Source organism: Kitasatospora sp. NPDC057936 (assembly GCF_042887525.1).
GTDB lineage: Bacteria > Actinomycetota > Actinomycetes > Streptomycetales > Streptomycetaceae > Kitasatospora.
On sequence record NZ_JBHVPD010000090.1, the window covers coordinates 1 to 13,081 of the forward strand.

The following is a 13,081-nucleotide window of genomic DNA, read 5'->3' on the forward strand; positions in this document are numbered from 1 at the left end:
GGGGATTGCTCCCCCTCCAGGAAGCCCGGCTCACGGCTACAGTTGTCGGCCCCGCGCTCGCGGGGATTGCTCTCCAGGGGGCTCCGATCTTCGCCTTGATCTCGCGTCGGCCCCGCGCTCGCGGGGATTGCTCCACGTAGTCGATGCCGGTGTCCTCCAGGAAGACGTCGGCCCCGCGCTCGCGGGGATTGCTCCTCCAAGTCCCTGCTGGGGGCAGGACTTGCGATGTCGGCCCCGCGCTCGCGGGGATTGCTCGAGGAGCCCATGGCCGCGAAGGTGACCGCAAGCGTCGGCCCCGCGCTCGCGGGGATTGCTCCTTCGTCCGCCCGCCGGGCGGCAACGTCAAGGCGTCGGCCCCGCGCTCGCGGGGATTGCTCGAGTTCCTGGCAATCGACAGGACGTCAAGGATCGTCGGCCCCGCGCTCGCGGGGATTGCTCCCCGCATCTCGTCCTATTCGACGAGGTCCATGCGTCGGCCCCGCGCTCGCGGGGATTGCTCCCCCGGCGCCGCCCATCCCCGCTACCACCCCGCGTCGGCCCCGCGCTCGCGGGGATTGCTCGCCGATGGGGCAACCCCTGGGCCTTCCGCACCCGTCGGCCCCGCGCTCGCGGGGATTGCTCTGGATTCGCGGGAGCGACCCGGCCGGCCTGAACGTCGGCCCCGCGCTCGCGGGGATTGCTCCCGGTTCGTCCAGATCTACAAGAACGGATCGCTGTCGGCCCCGCGCTCGCGGGGATTGCTCCGGGGCCAGACGGCGCCCGGCAGCGCGCTCGCAGTCGGCCCCGCGCTCGCGGGGATTGCTCCGGCCTGCCCGTCGAGGCCCCGCGCACCGGCGTGTCGGCCCCGCGCTCGCGGGGGTTGCTCCCTCCGGCTGTCGGCCACTGCTCGACGATCGACCTGCATAACAGATCCCGCGTGTTCATCGACCACGTCCGGTGAACACGCGGGATCAGCCGGGGAAGGCATCGGACGGGGCACAGCAGCACGATCAGAGTGCCAGGTGGTGCGGACTCGACGGCAGTCGCACGTTGTTGCCCCCGTCAACCATCTGACGCAGGAGGTTGTAGCCCGCCTGGGCCGACAGGTAGCGGCTCGCACAGAGCGACTCCATGACCCCTGTCGTATCGACGGTGGTGATGCCGCGGCGCGTGGCGAAGCTCGTCGAGTGCCGATCGTCGCTTATCCAGATCGCGCCCTTGAAGTCCGGATCCGTCATGAGCAGGTGGAGCGTCTGGGCCTCGCCGAGGTTCTTGCGCGGCTCGTCCGGCGAGGCGCCGAGTCGACCGACACGGATGTCTTCAACTGCGGCAGCATCCGCGATCTCGATCGGCGGACCTAGGAAGTGTTCGAGGTCCTGCACTTTCATGCGGCGTAGCTCGAACACCATCCGGGTAGCGTCGTGGGTCTCTCGCCAGACGGATTCCACCCAGCGTCCCCGACGTTCCAGGTAGATCTCCAGGAGATCGATCCTGCCGACCGATCCGTAGTTGCAGATCACGGTGGTGTCGGGGAAGCAGAAGGTGCTCATGGGCTGAACGCGATCTCCGTTCCGGAATCGGACGGCATCGGCGACGTCTGCGCGGGCTCGGGCGGAGCGGGCTCAAGGATATCCAGGAGCTCGTCCGGATCGAGGCTGAGGAGGGTCGCCAGCGGTCGGACGGTAATGTCACCCCGAGCATATGCCTTAACTGCCAAGCGAGTTAGCGCTCGTGGATGCCAACCACCGTTGCTCGCTTCAGCGTTGAGCATGTGCTGATCAAACGCGTCGGCGGCGTGCGCACAGTCAACCGTTGATGTCGCTCCCCACTCTCGTAGTTGAGCTGTGGTGAGCAGCCCAAGCACCTTCAGCCGCGTTGCCATTGCACTCGGAGAGACCTTGAAGTGCCAGGCCATCCGCAGGACATCGACCCGCTTGGGCGAAGCGCCGGCTTCGGACAGGATGGCTTCTGTCGGCATGAGGAACTCTGCAGCGAAAGCGTTCGCCTGTACTTCCCTGGCGTCGGCGGTCCGACCGGGCTGGACTTTCTCCACGACGGCGTCGTCGTAGGCGTCGCGAGCGAGGATGTGCCCGAGCTCGTGCGCTAGCGTGAATCGCTGACGGGTCCACACCCGGGTCTGTGTGACGAGGATCAGGTGAAAGAGCTCGGTCGACCACGACAGGCCGTCCAGCTTGTCCGGCAACGCGGTGGAGGCGATCACCACGTCAAAGGCCTGCTCGAAGTCCGCCGCTAGTTCCCGAGTGGAGCGACCCCACGGCTCGCGTGGGAGAGCCTTAGTCGCCGCACGGGCCAGGTCGTTGCCACGTTCGACACTGGTGCCGACCTGGTTCGGCTCGAGAAGGGGTGAAAGTGGCAACGTGTATCCGATGCGGTGCAGGCCATCGATGACCTGCTCGTACCGGCTGAGAATGGCACGTACATCAGCAGTGTTGTGATCGACCTCGATGGACTTCCGGGCAGCTGTTCCTACAGCCGTACGCGGCTCGACACCGCGGAGAAGCCAGTCGATGGTTGTCCCACCGTACTCAGCGATCAATGCCAGTTCAAGGGACGTAAACCGCCGTGTTCCCTTGAGGGATTTTGACAGCTTGTCCGGGGAGATTCCAATGCGCGCGGCCACGACGGATTGGCTCTCACCCGCTGTGCCGATGACGTAACGAACGCGCTCAATCAGTTCGGCATCCATGCTGTGACCGTACCGCCGAGTTGCGATTCTCGCAATCGGCCTGCCACGGATGTGATCTGGGATTCACCTGCTCGGGCCAGCATGCACCAGCGAAACACTGGCAATCACCCTGACCTGCGGAAAAGCCACCCAACATTCGTCACTGGCCAACCCGACTGGACACAGAAACCAACCAGAGCCGCAACGACCCACCACCGCTGCCCAGAAACCGACCAAACAAACACTGCACGCCGTTGCCGCACGACAAGCGTCGCCTGTACCAGGCGAACCGCTACTCCCTCCAGTGCCAGGACGATGCTGCAGGCGCCAGCGGGCTTCGGCCCCGCGACACCCCTAGTCATCACCGGTCAGAAGGTGTCAGCCTTGCACACAGGGCTGCTCCCCCAGGCAGCGGCTGGCCGGCACCCGTCGGGAGCTGGCCCCGTACGCTCGGAAGCTGCTCGTCGGGTCGGCTGGAGTGGATACCGAACGTGGGTCGGCCCGCGCATGCATGGATTGCTACTTGAGCCCGAAGCCGTCGATGCTGGTCGCGTCGTCAGGCCCGTACTCGAGGGGATTGCCTGAAGGAGTTTGGTGAGACAATCACGTTGTTCTTTTCGGTCCCGCGCTAGCGGGGATTGCTCCCCCAGGTCACAGCCGTTACAGGTGCCGGTACGGTGGGCCCCGCGCTCGCGGGGATTGCTCCAGGCTCCACAGGGCCGCGCAGGCGGCCATCGCGTCGGCCCCGCGTTCGCGGGGTTGCTCCCCGGAGTACCGCTGACCCACGCTGGTCGAGACGTCGGCCCCGCGCTCGCGAGGATTGCTCCTCGCCCCCGGCGGCGTGATCGTGGCGCCCGTCGTCGGCCCCGCGCTCGCGGGGATTGCTCCCTGGTCGCGGGGACGATCACCGTGCCATCCTGTCGGCCCCGCCCTCGCGGGGATTGCTCCAGCTGGATCGGGGTCCTGTGCGCCCGGAAGTAGTCGGCCCCGCGCTCGCGGGGGTTGCTCCGTCAGCCAGCTGAGGCTCTGCATAGCCGAAGCGTCGGCCCCGCGCTCGCGGGGATTGCTCCAGCATCTCGGCGAGGTCGAGCCCGGCCGCGATGTCGGCCCCGCGCCCGCGGGGATTGCTCGGCATCCACGTTCGGCTGGATCGGCGCCCGGCCGTCAGCCCCGCGCCCGCGGGGATTGCTCTCATCATGGCCGTCATGGCGCTGGTTGCGGCGAGTCGGCCCCGCACTCGCGGGGATTGCTATGGCCCTGACTGGCATCACCACCGCCCGCTCGGGCATCTACCTGCTGCGCGCGCTCGCCGAGGCCGAGGACGCCAGCCGGGTCACCGACCTCGCCCACCGCCTCATGGTCAAGTCCTCCCACGTCACCCGGCAGATCGACCGCCTCCAGGGCCAGCGGCTGGTGGCCCGCACCCAGGACCCGACGGACCGCCGGGCCCGCCAGGTCGAACTCACCCCCGAGGGACACGCCGTGCTCGACCGGCTGAAACAGGCCAACATCACCGGCCTGGCCGACGCACTGGACGGCGTCCCCGACCCGGACGTCGCCGCCACCGTCAGCGTGCTACGCCACCTGATCGACCGGTACGTCCAGCGGGCGCGCGCCACCATGCACACCGAGGACGGCACACCCGCCCTGCCCGGGCAGGACTGCCGAGACCTGCGATCAGGACGGGACGGCCAGGCGGCGCTGCTCCTTCACCGGTCCGCCGCCGCGGAAGGCACGTCTCGGGATCATGCACCCGGTTACCCCGGATCGTTCCGGATTACGTGGCGGTCACTGCCCCACTAGCTTGTCGACGCCGTCCGCCCGAGCGGCCGGCCCGGAGTCCAGGGAGCAGCGATGTCGATGACCGTCACCGCCGGCCGGCCGAGCGCCGCCGTGCTCGGGCAGCAGCAACTCGACCGGCGGGAGCGTGAGGTGCTGCACGCGGTCGGCTGCGGGCTGCGGGACGACGAGATCGCCGCGGCGCTGGCCGTCCCCGAGGAGGTCGTGGCCGGGCACCTCGCGCGGATCCTGGCCAAGCTCGGGCTGCGGGACCGGGCCGCCGCCATCGTCCACGCCTTCGACTGCGGGCTCGTCTCCCCCGGCCGCGGCCCCCGCACGCGGGAGGCGGGCCCGGTGCTGCGCAGTGGCGGCGCCGCGCGGGCGGGCGGGCCGCGGGTGCGGATCTCCGTGCTCGGGCCGCTGCGGGCCTGGCAGGACGGGCGCCCGCTGAACCTGGGGCACCTGCGCCAGCAGGCCGTGCTCGCGGCGCTGGCGCTGCGCGGCGGACGGACGGTCAGCCGCCAGGAGCTCCTGGACGGTGTCTGGGGCCAGGAGCCGCCGGTGACCAACGTGGTGCCGGTCTACGTCTACCGGCTGCGCAAGGCGCTGCGCCTGGGAGACGGCCCGGACCAGGTGATCGAGCACGACCGCTGCGGCTACCGGCTCGTCCCCGGCGCGGCCGACGTGGACCTGGCGCGCATGGAGGACCTGGTCGCCGGGGCGAGGAGCGCCCACCGGGCGGGCGACACGGCCGAGGCGGTGCGCCTGTGCGCGCGGGCGCTGGACCTCTTCCGCGGCGAGCTCCTGGCCGGGCTGCCCGGTCCGCTCGCCGAGCTGGAACGGGTGCGGCTCACCGAGCGCCGGATCGCCGTCGCGCAGCGCAAGTCGGAGTGGCAGCTGCGGCTGGGCCGGCCCGCCGAGGCGGTGGCCGAGCTGTTCGCGCTGTCCGCGGAGCACCCGCTGAACGAGCCGGTGGCCGCGATGCTGATGCGCGCGCTGTACCGCGGCGGCCGGCAGGCCGACGCGCTGGCCGTGTTCGCCCGCGCCTGCCGGCACCTGGCCGACGACCTGGGTGTCGCGCCGAGCCGGATGCTGCGGCGCACCCACCAGATGATCCTGCACGGGGACGAGGCCGGCCTCGGTCTCACCACCGTCGTGCGGTGAGACCGAGGCCTTCAGCGGTTCCGTACGGCCGTCAGGAGGCGAACGCCCGCTCCAGGCGCGGGATCAGGTCGCGCAGGTCCTGCTCCCAGCAGTAGCCGTTGTGGCCGCCGTTGCACTGGGTGCCCCAGGCGGAGCCGTCGCCGTAGTCGACGTAGTAGTACGGCATGCCCAGGGCGTCCATGCGGTCCTTGACGTGCTTGGACGCGCCCTCCAGCCAGAACTCCAGGTCGGTGGGCACCCCGCGGCCGTTGCCGACGTAGACGGAGACGCCGACACCGGCGAGCTTGTCCATGTGCTGCGACGGGTCGACCGCGTTCCAGCGCCAGTCCACGTTGAACACCGGGTAGGGCGAGCCGAACAGGGCGTCGCTGTCCACACCGGGCTTGTAGGGGTCGTTGTTCGGGTCGCAGAACCCGGACGCCGAGGCGCAGACCACGCCCTGCGCGTCGACGAGCGTGGCGACGGCGGCCAGCCGCAGGTCCATGGAGTCGGCGGACAGGTCGATGTCGCCCGACAGGGAGGCGGTCTGGCTGAACAGGTCGGGGCGGTCCTGGGCGTAGTGGAAGGCTCCGAACCCGCCCATGGAGACGCCGGCGATCGCCCTGGCCTTCTTGGTGGCGAGGGTGCGCAGGTTCGCGTCGATGAACGGGATCACCTGGTTGAGGTGGAAGTTCTCCCAGTTCTGGGCGCCGAGCACGGTGTTCTGGTTGAGCCAGTTGGCGTACCAGCCGCGGGGGCCGCCGTCCGGGATGACGGTGATCATCGCGTTGGAGGTGGTCAGCGCGGGGTAGTTCTGCTGGATCGGGTCGTCGGGCGAGCCGTGCAGGAAGTACAGCACGGGGTAGCGCCTGGCGGGGTCGTCGTAGTAGCCGCTCGGCAGGATGATCTTGATGTGGTGCTTGCCGGTGACCTCGGGCGTGGTGACGGTGAGGTAGAAGTTGGTGGGTCCGCCGACGGTCGTGTCGACCTGGGTCAGGCCGAAGCCGTCCGCCATCCGGGGCGGCCCCGCGGGGGCCGGCTGGGCCGCCTGGGCCGGGACGGCCGTGGCGGCCGTCCCGACGAATCCGACGACGGCGGCCAGCAGGGCCACCACCGTTCGCCAGCGGGTGGGTTTCTTCGTCACGGTGTTGTTCCCCCTCGTGTGTGGTGTGGTGCGGTGTGGTGCGGTGTACGGCGCGGTCTCAGTCGAGGACCTTGACCTCCAGGGCCGGTGAGGCCGCGATCTGGTCCTCGGTGTACCGTTCCGTCACCCACTGGCCCGCCGAGAACAGCCGGGTCTGGTCGGCGTAGTGCGGCGAGTTGGGGTTGGCGGACTGGGAGTAGGTCAGCACCGAGGCGGACTGCGGCGGGCCGTCGGCGGTGAACAGCGTCTGCTGGATGAAGCTGGAGCCGAAGGTGATGTCCAGCTTGCCGTCGACCATGCCGGGGGTGACCACGTTCAGCACGCCCAGTTCGTGGATCGAGCCGTGGATTGGGATCTGCTCGCCGTTGCGGGTGATCTTCTGGACGTCCCCCAGCCGCGCGTTCAGCGCGATGCCGGAGTTGCGCAGCGCGAGGACCGCGCGGGCGAGCGAGTTGCGGACGGCGTCGTTGCCGGGGTCCAGCGAATTGGGCGTGTGCACCGGGTCCTTGGGGTCGAAGGGCACCCGCCAGGGCAGCTTGTCGGGCGTCTGCCCGTTCGTCAGGTAGGCCCAGAAGTTCTCGAACAGCCACGAACCCCGGCTGTCCGCCGTGTACTTGTGGTCCCAGGCGGCCAGGATCGGGCAGGCCTCGCTGATGTTGACGAGGTTGCCGTCGACCAGGACGAGCCCGAACAGGGTGTTCTGGCACGCCGTCACCGTGGCGTTGAGGGCGAGGTCGGCGGCCCTGCTGTTGTCGGCGAACAGCAGTTGGCGCATGTTCTCCGGGGTGAAGCCCCGGCCCGGCAGGCCGTCGGTGCCGTTGATCCGGTTCTGCGCGGTCAGGATCAGCTCCTGGGTTCGCAGCGAGCGGGGTGCGGCGGTGTCGCCCATGACGCGCGGGAAGGCCAGCGGCTGCTCGGGGTTGGCGAGCCAGGCGCTGTCGTTGGCGTTGCCGGCGAAGTCGGAGCGGATCAGGCGGGGCTGTTTGTGCGGGTCCAGCAGGCCGGGCGCGACCGCGTTCGGGTCGTCGGGCCAGTCGCACTCGCTGCGCTTGCCGTCGAAGATGGAGATCGGCGGGATGTTGGGCAGCTTCAGGGGCTGGTTGAACAGCAGTTGGCCGGTCAGGGTGAGGCAGGACTGCGCGTGGGCGTCGGTGATGTTCGGGGCGGCCTGGATGTCGGCGTAGAGGGCGTTGCCCTTGCGGTCGGCGGCGACGGTGTTGAAGAAGGGGACGCCCTCGGTGGTCTCCAGGGCGCTGACGACGTCGTTGACGTCCTTGGCCTGGTCGAGGTGGAGCCACGTGTTCAGGGCCCGCAGGTTGTCCATGTTGGCGTCGCGCACCGCATGGGCGCTCACCACCCAGGGCAGCGGGATTCCCTGCATGGAGGTGGTGACGGGCCCGTAGCGGGTGGACCACAGCGTGCGGGTGACCCGGCCGACGGTGCCGTCCGCGTTCAGCACGTCGACGCCGACCTGCTGGGAGGTCATGGGCTGCCAGGCGCCGTCCACCAGGTAGTTGGTCGGGTGCAGCGGGTCCACCTGCACGTCGAACAGGCCGAACGGGGCGACGGTGGCGACGGTGTGGCTCCAGGCGACGTCGTCGGTGTGCCCGATGTTCACGGCGGGCAGGCCGAGCAGGCTGGCTCCGGAGACGTTGAACCGGCCCGGGATGGTGAGCTGGCTCTGCCACATCCGGTTCTTGCCCTGCCAGGGGAAGTGCGGGTTGGCGAGGAGCATGCCGGTACCGGTGCCCGCGGCCACGCCCTGCGCGCCGACGGCCAGGGCGTTGCTGCCCATGCTGCCCTCGCTGCGGGCGGCGGCCATCGCGTCGGCGATCTTCGCCGCGGTCTCCTCGGGCGAGGCCTGCGGAGCGGCGGTCTGCGGCGCGGCCTCCCGCGGAGCGGCCTCCTGCTGTCCGGCCTTCGCCCGTGGTGCGGCGGCCTGCGGTGCCGCCGATGCTCCCGGGGGTGCGGCGTTGACCTCGCCGTCCAGCAGCGGGTCGGCGACGCCCATGATGATCTCGGCGTGCGCGTGCCGGTAGACGTCGAGTTCGGTGATCGGGCGCACCCAGGCCGCGCCGCGGCAGGCCGGGTCGGAGATGTTGTTGACGCCGGTCTCGGCGAGGTAGCGGTTGTACCCCTTCACGTAGCCGCGGATGGCATCCTTGACCTCCGGCTCCGGCCCGTTGGGGGCGGGCTGGTCGATCAGCCGCTCCACCACCCGGTTGTCGTTGATCCGCTGGAAGTACAGGTCGCTGTTGAGGTTGGTGGTGGTGTTCTGCTTCTCGCCGGGGCTCGTCCTGCCGTCGGGGCCCAGGTAGCGGGAGCGCTGGGCGTTGACCATCAGGTAGGTGTCGGCCAGGGTGCAGATGTTGTCCTTGGCCGCGGCGTACCCGTAGCCCTCGCCCAGGCCGCCCAGGGTCGAGGCGATGATGTGCGGGATCCCGTACTCGGTGTACCGGATCGTCGGCCTGTCCGGCCCCGGCGCTGCGTCGGGTGTGCCGGCGGGTGCCTTGGCGACCGCCATCGTGCCCAGCAGGGCCGCCGCGGCCATGAGCGCCACCGGCAGCCGCATCGTCGATCTCCTCCGTGCCATCGGGCCGTCCTCTCCCCTGCGTTCCCGTGCTTCTGTCTGGACACGGTCACGCTAGGGAGGGGCGATGAAATCCCGGTGACGGGGGCGGCCGCCCGGCGGACTGCCGGGCGGCCGAAGGGTGGTGCGTGCCGTGCGCGTCCGCGCGCCTACCAGGAGGCGGGGTGCCAGACGCCGTTGTACCACTCCTCGTTGGCGCTGTCGTTGTGGTGGTCCATGTCGCGGTCCACGTTGTAGTTGTTGACGTGGTTGGCCGGGTAGGTCCAGATGCCGGCCGACTCGTCGCAGACGTAGTCCCAGTTGCAGATCGTCTTGACCGGCACGTTGCCGAAGTTGCGGTCGGCGCCGGCGAGCGGGTAGCCGATGAGGCCGCCGAACGGCACCGCCCCGCCGTTGGCCCCGGGCGGGCCCTGGCGCTTGGGGTCCGATACGAGGATGGCGTTGACGTTGTCGAAGGTCCGCCAGTTCTCGCTGACCCAGACGTGCACGACCCCGGCGCCCAGGGAGTACCCGGCCATCTTGACGTGCTGGCCCGGACACGCGGCACGCTGGTCGCGCACCAGCCGGTTCAGCTCGTTGACGCCCGCGCGCGTGCTCGCGCCGTTCGGGATGTCGGTGGGATACCCGACGTGCTGCTGGATGTTGCCGCGGAAGCCGTCGTCCCACCACTTGCTGCCGGTGCCGCCGACGACGATCGTGTAGGTGCCCTCGCACGGGGCGGTCACGCGCGTCGTGGCGGCCTGGGCCACGGTGCCCTGGGCCGCCGTCAGCCCGGTGGTCATCAGGAGTCCGGCCGCGGCGGCCGCGATCCTTCGTGCTCGCATTCGCTTCTCCCCACGCAGTGGGCCGACGCGTCCGCTCTCCGGTGTGGTGCGGTGCGCTGGGCGGTCGGCCGAGGTGTCCGGACGACAGTGACAGCGGGCGATGACATCGTGATGAAGCCCGTGGTGGGTGGTCGTTCGTACAGCTCCCGGCGCGGGGAGGTGCCGGTCCGCCAGAGAACGCCGGTCCGTCAGGGAGCGCCGGTGCGTCAGGAAGTACTGTCGGCCAGGTGGTCGAGGGCCTGGCCGATGAGGGGCTCGTGCCGGTGCGGGGCCAGCCGTTCGCGGTAGCGGAGGGCGATGCCGGGCGGGAGGACCCCGGTGACGTCGATGGCGTGGTGGACGGTCGTGGCGGCGGGGCCCAACTCTCCGAGGGCGAGGTGCGCGTCGAGTGTGTACAGCAGGGCCAGGGGCGTGTAGGGGGACGGCGGGGCGGCGGACGCCGGGGGCCGGGGGTGCGTCAGCGGGCCGAAGTACGGCTGGGCCCGGCGGGGGCGGCCGAGGTGGAGCCAGGCGGTGGCGCGGGCGACGGGCAGGTAGCGCTCGTGCAGGTCGAACTCGGCGGAGGGGTCGGGCGGGTGGCGGTCGTCGGGGGTGCCGGCCACGGCTTCCGCCCGGTCCAGCGCCCGCGCGCAGGCCTCGCCCTCCCCCAGGCGGGCAAGGGCGATCGCCTCCTTGAGGTGGAGCCCGGCCGAGCCGCCCGGCGCGGGGTGCGGGTCGGCGAGGCGGGCGGCCCGCACGACGGCCAGGGCGTCGGCCGCGTCACCGGCGATGATGTGACGGTTGGCGAGCTGCGCGAGGGCGGCCGACACGCACCCGGTGTCCCCCGCGGCGGCGGCCGCGCGGACGGCGGCGAGGTTGTGGCGCTCGGCCCTGGGCTCCTGGCCGAGGGTACTGGCGAGCCACGCGCAGACCAGGGCCGTGCGGGAGACGAGCCGCAGGAGCCGGCGGGCGGTGGGCCCGTCGTAGCCGGTGGTGGTCACCAGGTGGACGGCCAGGCGGTGTTCGGCGAGCGCAGCGGCGTACAGCGCGCCCAGCGGGACGAGCGTGCCGTTCTCGTGCTGTTCGAGGGCGGCCGTCCTGGCCTCGGTCCACTGCAGGCGCTCCTCGCACAGGGGCGGGCCCTCGCGGCCCGGGGCGCGGCCGGATCCGGGCCCGGCGGCGCCGAGCAGGGCCAGTGTGCGCGTGAGCCGGGCGGCGAGCGCGGGGCCCTGCAGGGCGAAGGCGGACCAGCGGTCCTCCGCGGACGGCCGCCGGCCGTCGTGGGGCGTGCCGGTACCGCCCTCGGCCGCCTCCGCTCCCGCCAGGTGCAGCCAGTGCGGCCAGCCGAGGCGGCGGACCTCGCCGGCCGGGACACCGTGGATGCGCGCCATGGCGAGCTGGGCGGAGCGTTCGGGGACGATCCGCCCCGCCTCCCAGCGCGACACCTTCTCCCGGCGGGCAGCCATCTGCCCCAGGCCCAGGTCGGCGTGGGCCCGGGCCACCAGACCGGCGTACTCGGCCTGGGACACGCCCATCGCCGTCCGCAGCAACGTGAGGGGATGCGCCATGGCGGGACGAACCTCGCAGGAGCCGGGGCCACACCGGCTCGCGGGTGGGGGAACCCCGGCTCCGGGAACCGCTCCCCATCCTAGGCGCGGAGCATGCCGGGCGCGGTGCCCGCCGGGCGGCGCGGAGCTTCCCGGGCGCGGAGCTCGCCGGACGGCGCGGCGCCCGTCAGGCGGCGACGAGCTCGCGCAGGTCGATGCCGCGGTGCAGGGCGCGCAGGTCGTCGAGCAGACCGGACGGCGGCACGGCGAGCACGCCGCAGCGCGCCCGGTTGAGGCAGTGGCGGGTGACGGAGCCGGGCAGCAGCCGGCGCAGCCTGCCGCGCGCGCCGCCCTGGCGGCCGGTGCTGACCACCAGCAGGTCGCCCGGGCGCTCTGCCAGCCCGGTCAGGACGGGCCCGGCCTGACCGCGGACCACCATCGGTTCCACCGGCACGCCGATCGGCAGGCCGCCGAAGGCCTCCTCCAGCGCGCGGTCCAGGCGGGTGCGGGCGGCGTCCTCCCACTCGCGCAGCAGCGGCGGGCAGGGCTGCGCACGGTAGTTGCGCTCGCCGCCGACGGGGGTCCAGGCGAGCACCGGCACGAGGACGGCGCCCCGGGCCCGGGCCTCGGCCGCCGCGCGGTGCAGGGCGGTCAGGCTGTGCAGCGAGCCGTTCACTCCGACGATGACGCGTGCGCCGTACGACATGATCCTTCGCTTTCCCGTGTCAATCCCGCTTGATGTCTGCGATTACATTGACACAGTCCCGCATCGACCTGCAAATGCAAGGTATAAACTGAATCCTTCCTTTCATCTCCCGGTCATGCCCTTCACGCTTCCCGCACCTCCTGGAGCAGCCCCCAGGTGAAGTCCGCGGTGTACGCGCGCACGCGCCCGTCCTCGTCCGGGACGCCGAAGTCCAGCTGGAAGCGGGTGGGGGCGCCGCCCTCGCGCGGCACGGCGGGCGGGAAGGCGGTGGCGACGTCGCCGACCACGCAGCTCCAGGGCGCCAGGTCGGCGGGGGTGCGCAGCTCGGGCGCCGGGGTGCCGGCGGCGCGCACCAGCCACTCGTTGAGCAGCGGGGCGCCGGCGTCGGCCGGGCCGAGCAGGATCTCGAAGCGCAGGCCGGGCCAGAGCGGCAGCTCCCACTGCCGCGCGGTGCAGGCGAGGTCCCCGATCGGCCGCGCCACGCTCGCCCCGGGCGGTCCGAGGACGGCGGTGTAGCGGGCGGCGCCGCGCGGGAAGCCGGGCGCGCGGACCATCGCCTGCCAGCGCTTGTTCGCCTCGCGCATCCCGGCCCGGGTGGCCCCGAGCCGCCGGACCGCGTCCTCGACCAGGTCGGGGTGGTAGTCGGCCATCCTGCGCAGCAGCACCAGCTGGAACTCGGTCGCGCCGAAGCCGTTGATCGCCAT

Annotated in this window: 10 protein-coding genes and 1 CRISPR repeat array; of the genes, 2 read left to right on the forward strand and 8 right to left on the reverse strand. The window is 71.6% G+C overall.

Annotation, left to right across the window (positions count from 1 at the left end):
- Nucleotides 1–44: 44 nt before the first annotated feature.
- Nucleotides 45–865: direct repeats of the CRISPR family, unit length 28 nt; unit sequence GTCGGCCCCGCGCTCGCGGGGATTGCTC.
- A 124-nt stretch (nt 866–989) separates the two neighbouring features.
- Both ACFVU9_RS34855 and ACFVU9_RS34860 read right to left on the reverse strand, forming a co-directional pair.
- Complete coding sequence (locus ACFVU9_RS34855; protein ID WP_387600464.1) at nt 990–1,529, reverse strand: hypothetical protein; 540 nt, start codon at nt 1,527–1,529, stop codon at nt 990–992.
- The gene (locus ACFVU9_RS34860; protein WP_387600467.1) at nt 1,526–2,686 is read right to left on the reverse strand and encodes a helix-turn-helix domain-containing protein; all 1,161 of its coding nucleotides are present in this window, start codon (nt 2,684–2,686) and stop codon (nt 1,526–1,528) included. Before ACFVU9_RS34860 ends, ACFVU9_RS34855 begins: the two co-directional genes overlap by 4 nt.
- 1,230 nt (nt 2,687–3,916) lie before the next feature.
- On the opposite strand from ACFVU9_RS34860, the gene ACFVU9_RS34865 reads away from it, so the two are divergent.
- Nucleotides 3,917–4,468, forward strand: coding sequence for a MarR family winged helix-turn-helix transcriptional regulator (locus ACFVU9_RS34865; RefSeq protein ID WP_387600470.1), 552 nt, complete (start codon nt 3,917–3,919; stop codon nt 4,466–4,468).
- 51 nt (nt 4,469–4,519) lie between these two features.
- Nucleotides 4,520–5,608 carry a BTAD domain-containing putative transcriptional regulator gene (locus tag ACFVU9_RS34870; protein WP_387600472.1) on the forward strand — a complete coding sequence of 363 codons (1,089 nt, stop codon included), beginning with the start codon at nt 4,520–4,522 and terminating at the stop codon, nt 5,606–5,608.
- A gap of 31 nt (nt 5,609–5,639) precedes the next feature.
- On the opposite strand, the gene ACFVU9_RS34875 is transcribed toward ACFVU9_RS34870, so the two are convergent.
- The 6 genes from ACFVU9_RS34875 to ACFVU9_RS34900 form a co-directional block, all read right to left on the reverse strand.
- Nucleotides 5,640–6,692, reverse strand: coding sequence for an alpha/beta hydrolase (locus tag ACFVU9_RS34875; RefSeq protein WP_387600563.1), 1,053 nt, complete (start codon nt 6,690–6,692; stop codon nt 5,640–5,642).
- Nucleotides 6,693–6,789: 97 nt separating this feature from the next.
- A complete protein-coding gene (locus ACFVU9_RS34880; protein WP_387600475.1) occupies nt 6,790–9,324 on the reverse strand; it encodes a penicillin acylase family protein in 2,535 nt (844 codons plus the stop codon).
- 146 nt (nt 9,325–9,470) lie between these two features.
- Nucleotides 9,471–10,145 (reverse strand): cutinase family protein, encoded by a 675-nt coding sequence (locus tag ACFVU9_RS34885; protein WP_387600478.1) that lies wholly within the window; start codon nt 10,143–10,145, stop codon nt 9,471–9,473.
- Between the two features lie 206 nt (nt 10,146–10,351).
- A complete protein-coding gene (locus tag ACFVU9_RS34890) occupies nt 10,352–11,692 on the reverse strand; it encodes a hypothetical protein (protein WP_387600481.1) in 1,341 nt (446 codons plus the stop codon).
- 166 nt (nt 11,693–11,858) lie between these two features.
- Nucleotides 11,859–12,377 carry a universal stress protein gene (locus ACFVU9_RS34895; protein ID WP_380440413.1) on the reverse strand — a complete coding sequence of 173 codons (519 nt, stop codon included), beginning with the start codon at nt 12,375–12,377 and terminating at the stop codon, nt 11,859–11,861.
- Between the two features lie 122 nt (nt 12,378–12,499).
- Entirely contained in the window at nt 12,500–13,081 is a 582-nt protein-coding gene (locus ACFVU9_RS34900; protein ID WP_387600483.1) for a hypothetical protein, read from the reverse strand.

What these genes read in the sequence shown, in the direction of transcription:
- ACFVU9_RS34855 (WP_387600464.1), bottom strand. Translation starts at nt 1,529, where the DNA reads ATGAGCACCTTCTGCTTCCCCGACACCACCGTGATCTGCAACTACGGA.
- ACFVU9_RS34860 (WP_387600467.1), bottom strand. Translation starts at nt 2,686, where the DNA reads ATGGATGCCGAACTGATTGAGCGCGTTCGTTACGTCATCGGCACAGCG.
- ACFVU9_RS34865 (WP_387600470.1), top strand. Translation starts at nt 3,917, where the DNA reads ATGGCCCTGACTGGCATCACCACCGCCCGCTCGGGCATCTACCTGCTG.
- ACFVU9_RS34870 (WP_387600472.1), top strand. Translation starts at nt 4,520, where the DNA reads ATGTCGATGACCGTCACCGCCGGCCGGCCGAGCGCCGCCGTGCTCGGG.
- ACFVU9_RS34880 (WP_387600475.1), bottom strand. Translation starts at nt 9,324, where the DNA reads ATGGCACGGAGGAGATCGACGATGCGGCTGCCGGTGGCGCTCATGGCC.
- ACFVU9_RS34885 (WP_387600478.1), bottom strand. Translation starts at nt 10,145, where the DNA reads ATGCGAGCACGAAGGATCGCGGCCGCCGCGGCCGGACTCCTGATGACC.
- ACFVU9_RS34890 (WP_387600481.1), bottom strand. Translation starts at nt 11,692, where the DNA reads ATGGCGCATCCCCTCACGTTGCTGCGGACGGCGATGGGCGTGTCCCAG.
- ACFVU9_RS34895 (WP_380440413.1), bottom strand. Translation starts at nt 12,377, where the DNA reads ATGTCGTACGGCGCACGCGTCATCGTCGGAGTGAACGGCTCGCTGCAC.
- ACFVU9_RS34900 (WP_387600483.1), bottom strand. Translation starts at nt 13,081, where the DNA reads ATGGCGATCAACGGCTTCGGCGCGACCGAGTTCCAGCTGGTGCTGCTG.